This is a genomic window from Shewanella sp. Arc9-LZ (assembly GCF_010092445.1).
Classification (GTDB): domain Bacteria; phylum Pseudomonadota; class Gammaproteobacteria; order Enterobacterales; family Shewanellaceae; genus Shewanella.
This window is the reverse complement of sequence record NZ_CP048031.1, coordinates 1,030,835-1,044,822: the sequence shown is the minus strand read 5'-3', so window position 1 is coordinate 1,044,822 and position 13,988 is coordinate 1,030,835. Positions and strand designations below refer to the sequence as shown.

Here is a 13,988-nt window from a genome sequence, read left to right as displayed (position 1 = left end):
CTCCGCCGATATATTAACTTAATGAGCAGATCAGCCTCTAAATATGGACTTTAATCTGCAGGTCACATCAATTTATCATTGATAAAACACCCATTGTGCACAATAATTGCTCATCGATAGTAAAGATGTATATAAAAGTGCTATAACTACGCCTACACAATGATTATTGTTGCCAACAAAAACTATAAATAAAAAAGCAGCTTATTATTTTGAATAAATCACTAAATTTTCACTTTTTTATTGCCATTTTTATCGCAATATATTTTTTACCTACTTCAGTCTTTGCCGCTTATTACGACAACGACAAAGCTGATGCTATCTATAAAAAAATAGATTTAGCTGATTATATTGATCAGATCGCTGGCGAAAAGCTACTCAACGAATATAAGCGGATCATTGCCTCTGACGATGAGATCCGTCAAAAACTCTATGTCCGTTTAAACTGCTGGAACCAGCCTTCTACTACAGAGAGTGAACTTACCAACGCCATTAAATATGCAGAGCAGCAACTGCTGATATATTCAGAACCCTATCCATCCGCAATTCATACCGATTTATTATTATGTTTGGGCTATTACAAACAGTTTTCAGGGCAATTAGACGAAGCTCTGGACGATCTTTCTAATGCAATAAATAATGCATACGAACTTGAAGATCCTCGACTTATCGCTGACGGCCGCAGCATTCGAGGGGCAATGCTGTCCTATCAAGGCAACTATTCATCTGCATTAGAAGATTTAATTACATCGCAACAATTGTATGAAAATCTTAATTTAACTTATTGGGCAAATGATAACTTGAGTGAACTTGCTGCAAGTTATCGGCGTTTTGGTGATGCTGAAACCGCTCTTAAATACCAAATAAAACTAGAACAAGTTTACCTTAAGGCCAATCAACAAATAGAAGCTGATAACATCAATAATCAGATCGCATTTTCACTTTTAGAGCTTGGACGTATCGATGAGTCTACAGCTCGATTTAAGCAGTCGCTCACCTTCTGGAAAACCCAAAAAGATAACGTTGCGATTGCAGATGCCAAAACTAATGTTGCAGGAAATCTGATTAAACTAGATAAAATAGATGAAGCATTAGTGCTGTTAAAGGAAGCAGAAAAAGAAATCCCAGTCAGTCATGATGGGCCGCATAGTTCATTAATGTTATACCTAGCACAAGCATATTTAGCGACAAATGAATTAGATAAGGCACTTGAATATAGTCAGCTTGCATCTATTGATTTTAACCGTGGTGGCAATCAACGCGGTGAAAGTGAAAACATCTATCTCAAAAGCGATATCTACCAAGCTAAAGGTGATATTGAAAATGCATTAAAAACTTTGCAAAAATTTATCAAAATGCATATGGCTCTTGATAAGCAGAATATGTCTGATCGCAACTCAGAAATGCAAGCGCGCTTTAATACCAACAAAATTCAAACCGAAAACGAATGGTTAATACAACGCGACAAAGATAAAGAGCAACAGTTACAAATTTTACAGCGTAACGAAAGCATGCAAATCATCATTATTATCTTAGTTGCGATTATTTTAATTATCGTATCAATGTTTGCTTATAAACAAGTCATTCGAAAACAACTCTTTAGGCGTTTAGCCCTAACCGATGAGCTGACTAAATTGGCCAATAGACGTGACACCTATTCTCAGGGGCATTACTTCTTAAAATCATCCAAACTATCAGGCAAGCCGTTTTCCATTATCTCTTTTGATGCTGATCATTTTAAAATAGTAAATGATACATTAGGCCACGACATGGGCGATAAAGTACTGATAAAACTAGCATCAATTAGCACAAGCATGATGCGTGATACCGATGTTGTTGGACGTGTTGGCGGTGAAGAATTTTTGATTTTACTGCCTAATATCGACAAAACTAAAGCCATTGAAATCGCTAATCGGTTAATTGAGACCATTGCTGATTATGACTGGACTCAGATTGCGCCGAACTTACATCAAACCGTCAGTGCCGGGGTTGCCAGCTATAGTAATGAAGAAGACTTGTCACCATTGTTACTAAAAGCGGACAAAGCGCTCTATTCTGCCAAAGCTGCTGGTCGAAATTGTGTCAAAGCTGAGTAAAACGCGTATAATTTTAGCGTGTTTACTCAATGATAGTGTTATGACAACAACGACCGCAGCATTAACTCCAAATCCTACTCCTGATCTAGGAACCGATCTAACAACTGAGCCCTGTCCATTGACCGCGGTTCAACTTGATGTGCTCAATAGGCAAATCAAGCTTTGGGGTAAAGAACTTGGCTTTGCTCATATTGGTGTTGCTGATGTCGACTTAACTCAGCATGAGGCAGCATTACAAGACTGGTTAGATAAAGGTTATCACGGTGAGATGGCTTACATGGCTAATCACGGAATGATGCGTGCTAGACCCGCTGAGTTACATCCCGGAACCATTAGAGTGATTTGTGCTCGGATGGACTATTTACCGCCTGACGCTGGCTTTGCCAGTAATTTAACCGACCCAAATCTTGGTTATATCTCTCGTTATGCGGGTGGACGTGATTACCATAAACTCATCCGACAACGGCTTAAAAAGCTCGGCGATAAAATTAACCAGTATTGCCAACAGCTCGACTTTGATACGACTGATTTTAGACCTTTTGTGGATTCTGCACCTATTTTAGAACGTCCATTAGCCGATAAAGCCGGACTAGGCTGGACAGGCAAACACTCGTTAATTTTACACCCAGATGCAGGCAGCTGGTTTTTTCTTGGCGAGTTACTCATTAACTTACCGTTACCGTTAGATATCCCGATTGAAGAAGGCTGCAACACTTGCGTAGCCTGCATAAAGTCATGCCCAACTGATGCGATTGTCGAGCCCTATGTTGTCGATGCAAGACGTTGTATTTCTTACTTGACCATTGAATTACAGGGCGCTATCCCAGAAGAGTTTCGCCCGCTTATAGGCAATCGTATTTATGGCTGTGATGACTGCCAGCTAGTGTGCCCAGTCAATGCTAAAGCACCACTGACAAAAGAAACTGATTTTCATACTCGCAGTGCGCTTATTCAACCCGATTTACTGACTCTATTTGCTTGGTCTGAAACTTATTTTCTCAGCCAAACAGAAGGCAGTGCGATTCGACGAATTGGTCATAAACGTTGGTTACGTAATATCGCGATTGCATTAGGTAATGCCCCTGCTAATCCGGCCATTATTAATGCGTTAGAGCAACGTAAACACAGTGAAGAAGTGGATGATATGGTACTTGAGCATATTGAATGGGCATTAGTTCAACAAATACAAAAAGCGCCACAGTCGGCGCTTTCACGTAAAACTCAACGAGTGATCAGATCAATACAAAAGGGTTTACCAAGAGACGCATAAACAAAATAAGCATTAGGCATTAGAGTCTAAGGTAAAACCCACTTTAATGGTCACTTGCCAATGAGCAATTAGGCCTTCTTCTAAATGACCACGAGTTTCGATAACTTGAAACCAACGCAAATGTAGTAAACTTTTATTGGCTTCTGCAATCGCATTTTTGACCGCCTCATCTGAACTTATTGGTGATGATCCCACGAGTTCAATGACTTTATAAGTGTGACTCATAATAGCTCCTATTGTTAACTGCACATCTTTAGTTTCAGTGTAGTAAACAATAGCGCTATTCACCGCAGTATCGTTGAATAATAAACAGATAACGGTCAGCCGTTGAATCCGGGGGGGGCTCACACCGTTTTTCCCTAAGATAAGTTTTTTTCAACTACTCTCAACAGAGAACAACCAAATTCAACTTCATACAACTACATACAATTGCCAAGTCTACATTTGGCTTCGCCATGTCTGCGAGCTAATATAGATAAATTATTTTCATTTAAATCAATGTTATCTATAACGAGTTCATCCCAATTAGAACCGACGTCGAAGCACTTTAGTCGCTTCAATCATATTCCGCAGCGCGGGCTCAACTTCATCCCAGGTACGGGTTTTTAAACCACAATCAGGATTAACCCATAACTGTTTCACCGGCACTTTTTGCGACGCTTTAGTTATTAAGTCGACCATTTCATCAACGGTTGGAATATTTGGCGAATGAATGTCATACACACCGGGACCAATTTCATTAGGATAATGAAAATCTTCAAAGGCACTCAGTAGCTCCATACGCGAACGTGACGTCTCAATGGTGATAACATCAGCATCCATGGCCGCTATGGCATTAATGGTGTCATTGAACTCGCTGTAACACATGTGTGTATGGATTTGAGTTGCATCTTCAACACCTGCAGCCGATAACTTAAACGCATCCACCGCCCAGGTTAAATAATCTGCCCATTGGCTTTGTTTAATCGGTAAACCTTCACGAAATGCAGGTTCATCAATTTGAATAATGCCAATACCTGCACTTTCTAAATCGACCACTTCGTCACGTACTGCTAATGCAAGTTGGTTAGCAATATCTTTACGTGGAATATCTTCACGAGCGAACGACCAATGTAAAATGGTCACCGGACCCGTTAGCATGCCCTTAACAGGCTTGTCGGTTAAGCTTTGCGCATAGGTAGCCCAGTCGACCGTCATTGGTTTGGGGCGAGACACATCGCCATAAATTAACGGCGGCTTAACGCAACGAGAACCATAACTTTGCACCCAACCAAATTGAGTAAACCCAACGCCCTCTAATTGTTCACCAAAATACTCCACCATGTCATTACGCTCAGCTTCGCCGTGAACTAGCACGTCGATACCCAATTTAAGTTGACGAGAAATGGTGTCTTGAGTGACTTGCTCAAGCTGTGAACGGTAATCATTGTCATTGATTTCGCCTTTACGCCAGCGACTGCGTAACCCCCGAATAGCTGGCGTTTGCGGGAATGAACCTATGGTGGTTGTGGGTAATAATGGCAGCGCTAACTTTTGTTGTTGGGCAATGATACGGCGGGCAAATGGACTGTTACGTTCAAAATCATCAGCGGTTAGCTGCGACACACGTTCTACAACCTGTTGATTAGCTGCGGCAGCTTTTGCCAAGCGGCGTTGCTGGCAACGATCAATAATCGCTCGGCTAGTTGCTGAACCTTGCTCAACGATTAATTGATGAATTTCGTTAAGTTCAAATAATTTTTGTTTCGCAAAAGCTAATTGGCCAAGTAATGGCGTAATTAATTGGCTTTCAACCTCGACATCCACAGGACAATGCAACAATGAACATGAAGGTGCAATCCATAAACAATCGCCTAACGTGGTCGCTAACTCGGTTACCTTCTGTGCAATCACATCAACATCAGCAGCCCACACATTACGGCCATTAACCACCCCAACAGAAAGTACCTGCTGAACGCCTAAAGCATTAACAAACACATCAAGCTGTTCTGGCGCGGTGACTAAATCAAGATGTAGCCCCTCAACCGGTAATGCACTCACCAATGCTTGATGATGGGCAATAGAACCGTAATAACTGGCGAGTAAAACCTTTAATGATGCTGGCTTTTGTTGCGCTAACGTTTGATAACTGTGGCTAATGGCTTGCTGCCACTCATCGGTTAAGTCTGCCGCTAATACCGGTTCATCAAGCTGTACCCAACTCACACCTTGGGCAGCAAAACGAGACAAAATTTGTTGATAGGCAACCAATAACGGCGGTAACAACGTCAACTTATTAAACTCAGAAAGGCTTTTAGATAAGTATAAATACGTCACCGGACCGAGCAGCACAGGTTTTGCTTGATGACCTAATTGCTGTGCTTCTGTGACTTCATCAAACAATTGTTCAAAGGCAATCTCAAATGTTTGATCAGCGCTTAGTTCTGGCACTTGGTAATGGTAGTTAGTATTAAAAAACTTGGTCATTTCTGCCGCACACGCATGTTGGCCGCTTTGCGAACGGCCACGAGCCACGCGAAATAAGGTGTCAATATCGACAGCGGCTGGGCTGCCATCAGCTTGAGTGGCCCGATGACGATCGGGGATCACATTTAAGGTCGCGCTCAGGGTTAGCACCTGGTCATAATAAGCAAAATCCCCTACTGGCAGTAATTCAACACCCGCATCTGCTTGCCACTGCCAATGAGTGCGCTTTAATTCACTGGCAACGTTTTTCAGCTCCGTTAATGTTGCTTCACCACGCCAATAACGTTCTAAAACAAACTTCAATTCACGCTGACGTCCTATGCGGGGAAATCCTAAACTTGAAATTTTCATACTGCTTTCCTTTTCGTTGAGCAAAAATTTATAGCCATTTATGTAGAAAAGCTACATAGGCGTCTGGACGTCTAGAAGTTTATTGTGTTACTCTGCTGTCAAGCAATCGAATTGATTTCATCAGCTAGTTGAGCAAGATTCATGTGGAGAGAAAATGATAGAGCTTAGACACCTTCGCACCTTGATGGCGTTAAAGGAAAGTGGCAGTTTAGCGGGTGCAGCTAAAAAACGGTTTGTAACCCAGTCGGCGCTTTCTCATCAAATAAAAGAGTTAGAGACACGAATTAACTCAACTATTTTTGTTCGTAAAAGTAAACCGTTAACGTTTACTCACGAAGGTTCACGTCTGCTGAATTTAGCGGAAGAAATCTTACCGAAAGTGATTGCAACCGAGTCAGATCTTAAACGCGGTTTAGAAGGTGAAAGCCAACAGCTTAAGCTCGGCATTGAATGCCACAGTTGTTTTCGTTGGTTAATGCCCGTTATTGAGCAATTTAAACAGCATGCGCCAGCAGCTCAAATTGACATTTCGAGCCGTCATTTATTTGATTCACTCAATGCGTTGGAGACAGGGAGTTTAGATATAGTGCTAACATCTGATCCTGTGCCAGGACATAGCGTCGCATATCAGCATCTATTTGATTTTGAAGTAAAGTTAGTCGTTGCTAGTGATCACGCATTAGCGGCACAAGCGTTTGTCACGCCAGCGCAATTGGCAAAGCAAACCTTAATTAGTTACCCCGTGCCTTTAGCGCGTTTAGACATATACAAACACTTTTTAGAGCCCGCGGGTATTGAACCTGGCGAGCAAAAGCAATGCGATTTAACCTCTATGCTGTTACAAAGAGTAGCCTGTAATGATGGCGTAGCAACCCTACCAACTTGGTCTATCCGAGAGAGTCAGGGGCTAAGCCTTACTGCGGTAAAATTAGGAGCAGAAGGACTAAAACGTCCTTTGTTTGGGGCCTATCGTCGCGATGCCACTAATGCAAATTTAATCCAAAAGTGGCTCGAACTGGTAGCAAGTGAAGGCATAAATCTACAACGGGTTGATTAATAAACCTCGTTTAGACAGTACGCGTCGAAGCACAAGTCCTGGAGAATCAGGGTTTTGTGTTTGGCGTAAGTTATGTGCAATCAAAAATTCTTCGCGTAAATCATCATCTAGCCCTAATGACGCAAATGCTTCGAGCGATAACTGCTGTTGTTGTTTATCAATAAGCGACTTCAATACTTTTAACGATACTGGTCGAGACAACTCAGCATTTAAATAAGCAAAAGCGGTTAACGCAATCACCTGCCCAAACACACTAAACAACGCTAATGTTTGCATTTCATCCGCATCGATTTTAGTGCCTACACCAATGTCGTTGTCTTCACGTAACAGTTGTATGCAATCCACCGCAATGGTTTCATTTAATGCCCAATAGCCTTGAACCAGTTTTTTGTAAGGCTCAGAAAGTTCATCAAGCCTTTCTTTAAGGTAAAACGAAAACGCGTAGCGATAAATGTTCACTTGGCCCAAACGGATTAAGGCATCTTTTACACTACGGCTTTTTGTTGATATGACACCTGCTGTTTGCGCGGTATTACTGCGTAACAATAAATGTGCTGCCAAAGCAGGATCCGCTGAAATGATATCGATAACGACTCGAATATCTGCTTCGTTAATCAGAGATTTTTTTAATGGAATTAATATGCCACGACGACCAATGACTTGCTCTTCATTGCCAATAATAGCTTGAACTTGAGTAAGGACTTGTTGCTCAAGATTAGTCATATTCATCAATTACCTTTTCTTAGAATAAATCACTTTATTCATTAATTTAACGATATATTAAAACGAAAGCCAGTAATAGTTTACTGGCTTTCGAAAGGTTATTCGCTAAAAAAAGATAATCTAGAAACGATAACCCGCAGTCAGTCTAATTGAGCGACCAGTACCAGAATAATAACCACTGCCATAAGCCGAGTAATAACCAGTGCCAACATAATCTTCATCAAGCAAGTTATCTACACGTAAGCTACCATTCCAACCTGAATAGGTATAGTTAAGCGCAAGGTTTGTTAGCACGTAACTGTCTAACTTATCACCGGTATTGCTGTTGTCGCCTTCCATGTAACGCTCACCAGTGTAAACACCTTCAACAAACGCTTGCCAATTATCAGCAAAATCATAGCTTACGAAGGCTTTACCTGAATGTTTTGCCACCCAAGATAACGCTTTACCGTCGTTCTCACCTTGAGTGAACTCTGCATCAATATAGTCGTACGAAGCACCTAGCAGCCAGTCATTTGATAACTGCACATCATAAGCAGTGCTCACACCAAAGCGGCGAGATTCATCGGCGTTTACGTTAGCACCACCTCCATAAGGCCCATCTGTACGACCGCCTTCGTAAACAATCTCATCTTCTAACTCAAGTTGATAAGCATTGATTTTTAATGTTTGAGTTGTAGTGGTAAAGTCCCAACCTGCTTCGTAAGAACGGCCTGTTTGTGGATTTAAACCTTGTACATCAAGCGGGGTGTAAGCTTGTTCATCGACTTTGGCAAAACGGAAGTTATCATTTGCACGGACATAAAAACGATGTTCACTGCTTGGGCGAAAATTTAACCCTAACTCCAACGCATGGGCGTCATTATCGATTTCAATACGGTTCGGATAAAGTAATTGGTCATATAAATCGTCAGTCACTTCAGAATAACGACCACCAACAACATAAGATAACGTCGGCGTTATCGGTACCGATGCTTGCACATAAGCGCTCTTTTGTGTTTGTTCATTATTTCGTTGCGTATAAAGTGTATCGAAATCAGCTTCACCTTTACTCACATCAATACCAGCAACAAAATTTAAATCACCATGTTCTAAATGATAGTTAGCAGTAGCTTTAGGTGAGAAACTTAATAAGTCGCGCTCAATACGCCCTGCTCCACCAAATAACAGACTCGTGGTTGATGTATCCGAGTAGGTTAAATCAGCACCTAAGGCCCAAATATTATTCAGCTGGTATTGATAACCGCTGCGCAATGCTGTGGTTATTTCATGAGAGAATTCACCTTCAGAAAATGATGCTACTTGGCGAGGATCTGCTTCGTACTGCGCCAGCGTTAGCGCGCCTGGTGCTTGGCGATCGTTATCAAAATGATTAACTTCAACATAGAAGTCTTCGGTATCTGTTTGATATTGTAAGCGACCTAGAATAGAACTAGTTTCATTGTCATTATTATCGCGGTAATTATCACTTTCGTTATAGCTGGCCGCTAAAAAGTAACGCCATGCATCGTTGATAGCCCCTGAAATATCGCCCTTAGCTTCATAGGTATCAAAACTGCCACCACTAACCTGTAAACCACCACCCGTTTCTGTCGGTGCTTTGGTAATGATATTGATCACGCCGCCAACAGCTTGGTCACCATATAGTACCCCTGCACTGCCTGATAAAATCTCAATACGCTCAACTAAGTTAATCGGGATCGACTCAATGCTCGGTGCCGCAATATCAATATTATTCAGTCTGCGTCCATCGACTAAGATCAGCGTGTTATTAGCGGCTTGTGATGCAGAAAACCCACGCATAGAAAATACACTGCCCGAGTTATTATCCGACACCTGAATACCAGATTGTCCACGTAATAAATCGGTTAAATTGGTGGCGCCGCTCATTTGAATATCAGCAGCATCAATGACATTAACATTGGCAGCAATATTTAATGGCTTGGCAGCATTACGGCCAATAACCACAATGGTTTCATCCATGCTGATAGCCGAAGACGAGGGGGATGTAACAACTGATTCAATCGCAACAGCATTAACACTTGCGACACTGAAGACAGCACTTAATAACAATGCAATTTTTGTTGGTTTAGTACCCATTTACCTTTAACTCCTGAAAGGAAAAATGGGGCAATAACGCCGCAATATAAAACTCCTCTTGGGCCTTATTCTACAGAAAGGTTCTATAAATAAGCACACAAGCGGTATCACATTACATTTCGAGATCTGCCCACCGAAATCATCGAAATCACCTTTAAGGCCGGTCTCCGGACTAAGGTTATGGCGTTACACTAAAGGTAAACGCACGCGAGTCGAGATGATTAACGCAAGGTTATTGCGCACCTGACTCTCACCAATCACCGTTGCGGGGGCAGTACCAGATTTACACTGGTTTCCCGATTATCCTGCTTTGGTCTATCGTTTCAAAGCAAGCACCGTAAAGATTGACTATTAAATTATCATAAGTTGATATTCAACTCATGATTGAAAAATATCTGTTGTTATGTCTGCGTTAACATTGAGTACCATAGTACTGTCTGACTAATGAGTGACATCCCAAAATATTAGCGCGGCGATTATAACGGATCCTAAGGTGAACTTGATACTAACAAAAGCTTAACTCACAGATTATTCAACTTGTCGGGCATTCAACATGTTACGAGAGTGACACTAGAAATAGCCAACAACGCTATCAACACGGCACTAATTATATCAACACAGCGCTAATATATGAATATGTCGTCAATGTTAGCGATAAATGTCGACGTTAAGGTTGGCTCATGAAGTTACGATAATTATCGATAGTGATAGGAGCTGTCTCTGTGGTAAAAATGGCTGTACGAATGGATTTATGGATTAAGTAGACATTTTCGTCATCACTTATCACCGTAAAATAGCCCATCTCACCTTGCGGGCTGGAAACATAAGACGCTTCAACCACTGTGGAAGAATGATGAATATTAGGCATACTGGTGCAGCCTAATAAACCATGTACAGCCTCGAGCCCATCGACTTTAGAACTGCCTAGCTGTTGATAAACAATTTTGCCTTCACAATGTTCTTGATATGTCGCCGCCATCGAATCTAAAAACTGGTCGGGTTCAACGTCATTTGCTAAGCCTTTAAACCCCTGCATACAGACTAAACGAGACCAATCATTTAATGATTCATTGGATGGAATAAACTCAGCCATTGTCATATCGCCACGTTTATCGCTGAATGCAAGCTTCCAATCTAATGGCGGTAAAAAGCCAAATTTTTCAGATAGAGCCGTGAGTTTTTGAACATCCTCAGACATCACCATAGCACCTGATGAGTTGTCATCTTCGCCAAATGCCATCAGTGCTGGAAGTGTCGCAGATGCACTACTCGGGAACAGGAACATAATTCCTAGACAGCCCGAGCAGCCGATAATTGCAGCAATCTTGTTCATCCAAATGAATCCTTATTTGGTCAAGAAAGAGATAAGTTGACTAAAAATCATTCTAATTAGGTATATCCTATCCTGAACATACAAAAATTGACACTTATCGATAACATTTACATCGTTGGTAAGATGTTAGTTTAGTTCTTCGTCATCTTCGTCTTCAGCATCGTCTTCATCTTCAGCATCGAATAACTCTTCTTCATCGACGGCAGATTCTGCAGCTATAGCCGCTGCTAAACTTTTAGCTTTAAGGTGCTTTTCAGTTTTACGCTTGTTACGATCAACTTGCTTAGATAAAAAACCTTGCAGTGATTGCTCGCCCCATGCAGTAGCTTCTGCTTCTGACGCAAAACCATCTTGGCTTTTTGATACTATGGTTTTAGTCGATGTCATACGACGAGTGATTTCGGTTTTCCACGTGTTTTCAATTTGAATAACACGTAAAGCATACTTTTTGCTATCGCTCATAATCTATTCTTTCCTACTTAAGGTATCACAGGCTAAAACCCATGAAATTTCAGCCGCGCAGTGTACTCGAAACGCACGAGTTTGGGCAGCTATTTAATGGTTATTTTTGCAGCTTATTTGAAAAATTAACTCAGTGGCAAGCGTAATGCTGCCACTGGAGAAAATATGATGAATAAAATCTCGCTGCGATGCGGTTATTGTTTCACTAATTGGTTAGAACCAACAATCATCATTTCACATTTATGGCAGTCAAACACCAACTTCAATTTATCTTTACCGACATCTAAAAACATTGGGTCGGCTTTAATACCTTCAACTTCTTTCGGGCATAAGTTAAAGCTGTAACGCAAACAATGTTTGGTCACCATTAACGGTGCATCATGCAACACGTTATTTTTCTCATAGGTATCTTCAATTTGAATCACCCCATGCTGATGATAAAACGATTTCGCTTTTTCGTTAGCCACGTTAGATAAAAAGCTCAATGCTTTTTGTGGAAAACGCGCCGTTTTATCGTGCACCCAACGCTCTGGTCGTTGGTAACTCGTCACCCTTGTGGCCATTAATGCACTCACAGCATCGCGGCGTAGCTCGTTTACCACCGAGGCAGGTAAAAACCACATTTGCTCAGTCAGTAAATTAACCTTATTCAATACAAAATCACTGCTGCCAAGTTTGCTAAGTTGCTTTTTCAGATTTTCTGCCGTTTTAGCTTGATCATTCGCAGGAGCTTTATCACAGGCTAAGGTAACGGTTGCACTTATACCGTGTACATCGGTGATGGTTAATCCGACGCCGTCATCGGTATCAAAAAATTGCATATCAACAGCTATTTTACGGGTGGCAGAATCTTTATTTAAGATAGCTTCAAACTTATGATCGAAGTTACGGAACATCATCACGCCAATTTTAAGATCTTTAGGCACCTCAGTTAAATACAAGGTATTACCGTCGGCGCGGTTAATGCGCACACCGGAGAGCTTATCGTCAGACAACCGCTGGGTTTCATAATGTTCAACAAAGAAACATAAGCCATCACCATTGTTAAAATGAATGTCTTTGCCACTTTCACTGGTATCGATTTTAATAAAGTCTTTACCTACTTGGGTGATACGGCCCACTTTTTCACCGATAAACTTAGGCGAACTAAAATGTTCAATTGCCTCAGTGCGTTCATTGACAAAATAATCTGTTTTACCGCGGTTAAAACTTTTATCAGGATCGGGGGTAAAATTAAACTCACAACGACCATGAGAAATAGATTCTACATCATTGCGTTTAGCAATAATGGCATCCAGTTGTTGACGGTAATGTGCGGTAACATTCTTGAGGTAAGTAATGTCTTTTAAGCGGCCTTCAATTTTAAATGAGCTAATGCCCGCATCAATTAAGGCTTCTAAATTATCCGTTTGGTTATTATCTTTTAGTGATAATAAATGCTTATTTTCAGCTAATACTTCACCTTCACGCGTAGTTAAATTACACGGCAATCGACACATCTGTGAACATTCACCGCGATTAGCACTGCGATTAGAATACGCATGGCTTAAATTACATAAACCGCTATAACTGACACATAACGCACCATGAATAAAGAACTCTAACTTCATCTTTGTGCTAGCAGCAATGTCGCGAATTTGTGGAATATTCAACTCACGAGCTAACACGACTTGTGAAAAACCGACTTGTTCGAAAAAAACCGTTTTTTCTGGGCTACGGTTATCAGTTTGGGTACTCGCATGTAACGCGATAGGTGGAAGATCTAATTGTAAAACCCCCATATCTTGAACAATCAAGGCATCGACACCGGCTTCATAAAGTTGCCAAATAAGCTTTTGCGCTTTATCAATCTCGTCATCCATTAAAATGGTATTGAGCGCCACAAACACTTGGGCATGGTAACGATGAGCAAATTCAGCTAAGCGAGCGATGTCTTTAACGCTGTTGCCAGCATTATGACGCGCGCCAAATGCAGGGCCGCCAATATAAACCGCATCAGCACCATGACGAATAGCTTCAATGCCATAATCAGCATTTTTAGCCGGTGCTAACAGTTCAAGTTGGCGCTTTACAGGCGCCTCAGGGGTGAACAATTCTACAGAAACCATAATGTTAATTAAATTTCGCATTGAT

Annotated in this window: 10 protein-coding genes and 1 riboswitch; of the genes, 3 read left to right on the top strand and 7 right to left on the bottom strand. The window is 41.3% G+C overall.

The genetic code is table 11. The annotated features are described in order from the left end of the window. The first annotated feature begins 209 nt into the window (after window positions 1-209). Both GUY17_RS04530 and queG read left to right on the top strand, forming a co-directional pair. Window positions 210-2,093 (top strand): GGDEF domain-containing protein, encoded by a 1,884-nt coding sequence (locus tag GUY17_RS04530; protein ID WP_162022439.1) that lies wholly within the window; start codon window positions 210-212, stop codon window positions 2,091-2,093. A 40-nt stretch (window positions 2,094-2,133) separates the two neighbouring features. Further along, complete coding sequence (gene queG / locus GUY17_RS04525; protein WP_162022438.1) at window positions 2,134-3,363, top strand: tRNA epoxyqueuosine(34) reductase QueG; 1,230 nt, start codon at window positions 2,134-2,136, stop codon at window positions 3,361-3,363. A gap of 12 nt (window positions 3,364-3,375) precedes the next feature. On the opposite strand, the gene GUY17_RS04520 is transcribed toward queG, so the two are convergent. Together GUY17_RS04520 and metE are read right to left on the bottom strand one after the other, a co-directional pair. Beyond that, window positions 3,376-3,588, bottom strand: a complete 213-nt coding sequence (locus tag GUY17_RS04520) for a dodecin (RefSeq protein ID WP_041412796.1) — start codon at window positions 3,586-3,588, stop codon at window positions 3,376-3,378. A 300-nt stretch (window positions 3,589-3,888) separates the two neighbouring features. Further along, on the bottom strand, window positions 3,889-6,180 hold the full coding sequence (gene metE / locus GUY17_RS04515) for a 5-methyltetrahydropteroyltriglutamate--homocysteine S-methyltransferase (protein WP_162022437.1): 2,292 nt from the start codon (window positions 6,178-6,180) through the stop codon (window positions 3,889-3,891). A 154-nt stretch (window positions 6,181-6,334) separates the two neighbouring features. Between metE and GUY17_RS04510 the strand changes: the two genes are divergently transcribed. Beyond that, window positions 6,335-7,237 (top strand): LysR family transcriptional regulator, encoded by a 903-nt coding sequence (locus GUY17_RS04510; RefSeq protein WP_101085914.1) that lies wholly within the window; start codon window positions 6,335-6,337, stop codon window positions 7,235-7,237. Here the strand turns inward: GUY17_RS04510 and GUY17_RS04505 are convergent. The 5 genes from GUY17_RS04505 to GUY17_RS04485 all read right to left on the bottom strand — a co-directional run bounded on the left by GUY17_RS04505 (window position 7,220) and on the right by GUY17_RS04485 (window position 13,963). Beyond that, the gene (locus GUY17_RS04505; protein ID WP_101086305.1) at window positions 7,220-7,960 is read right to left on the bottom strand and encodes an HDOD domain-containing protein; all 741 of its coding nucleotides are present in this window, start codon (window positions 7,958-7,960) and stop codon (window positions 7,220-7,222) included. The two genes, GUY17_RS04510 and GUY17_RS04505, sit on opposite strands and share 18 nt — an antisense overlap. Window positions 7,961-8,080: 120 nt before the next feature. Next, window positions 8,081-10,060: a TonB-dependent receptor gene (locus tag GUY17_RS04500; RefSeq protein ID WP_162022436.1), complete on the bottom strand. Its 1,980-nt coding sequence runs from the start codon at window positions 10,058-10,060 to the stop codon at window positions 8,081-8,083. A 140-nt stretch (window positions 10,061-10,200) separates the two neighbouring features. Continuing rightward, window positions 10,201-10,415: riboswitch (cobalamin riboswitch) on the bottom strand. A 312-nt stretch (window positions 10,416-10,727) separates the two neighbouring features. Continuing rightward, window positions 10,728-11,393: a hypothetical protein gene (locus tag GUY17_RS04495; protein ID WP_101085916.1), complete on the bottom strand. Its 666-nt coding sequence runs from the start codon at window positions 11,391-11,393 to the stop codon at window positions 10,728-10,730. A 126-nt stretch (window positions 11,394-11,519) separates the two neighbouring features. Continuing rightward, a complete protein-coding gene (locus GUY17_RS04490; RefSeq protein WP_101085917.1) occupies window positions 11,520-11,855 on the bottom strand; it encodes a DUF3622 domain-containing protein in 336 nt (111 codons plus the stop codon). A 194-nt stretch (window positions 11,856-12,049) separates the two neighbouring features. After that, entirely contained in the window at window positions 12,050-13,963 is a 1,914-nt protein-coding gene (locus GUY17_RS04485; RefSeq protein ID WP_101086306.1) for a U32 family peptidase, read from the bottom strand. Window positions 13,964-13,988: the final 25 nt, after the last annotated feature.

Coding starts and splice junctions, on each gene's coding strand:
- queG (WP_162022438.1), top strand. CDS start 2,134: ATGACAACAACGACCGCAGCATTAACTCCAAATCCTACTCCTGATCTA.
- GUY17_RS04520 (WP_041412796.1), bottom strand. CDS start 3,588: ATGAGTCACACTTATAAAGTCATTGAACTCGTGGGATCATCACCAATA.
- metE (WP_162022437.1), bottom strand. CDS start 6,180: ATGAAAATTTCAAGTTTAGGATTTCCCCGCATAGGACGTCAGCGTGAA.
- GUY17_RS04510 (WP_101085914.1), top strand. CDS start 6,335: ATGATAGAGCTTAGACACCTTCGCACCTTGATGGCGTTAAAGGAAAGT.
- GUY17_RS04505 (WP_101086305.1), bottom strand. CDS start 7,960: ATGACTAATCTTGAGCAACAAGTCCTTACTCAAGTTCAAGCTATTATT.
- GUY17_RS04500 (WP_162022436.1), bottom strand. CDS start 10,060: ATGGGTACTAAACCAACAAAAATTGCATTGTTATTAAGTGCTGTCTTC.
- GUY17_RS04495 (WP_101085916.1), bottom strand. CDS start 11,393: ATGAACAAGATTGCTGCAATTATCGGCTGCTCGGGCTGTCTAGGAATT.
- GUY17_RS04490 (WP_101085917.1), bottom strand. CDS start 11,855: ATGAGCGATAGCAAAAAGTATGCTTTACGTGTTATTCAAATTGAAAAC.
- GUY17_RS04485 (WP_101086306.1), bottom strand. CDS start 13,963: ATGGTTTCTGTAGAATTGTTCACCCCTGAGGCGCCTGTAAAGCGCCAA.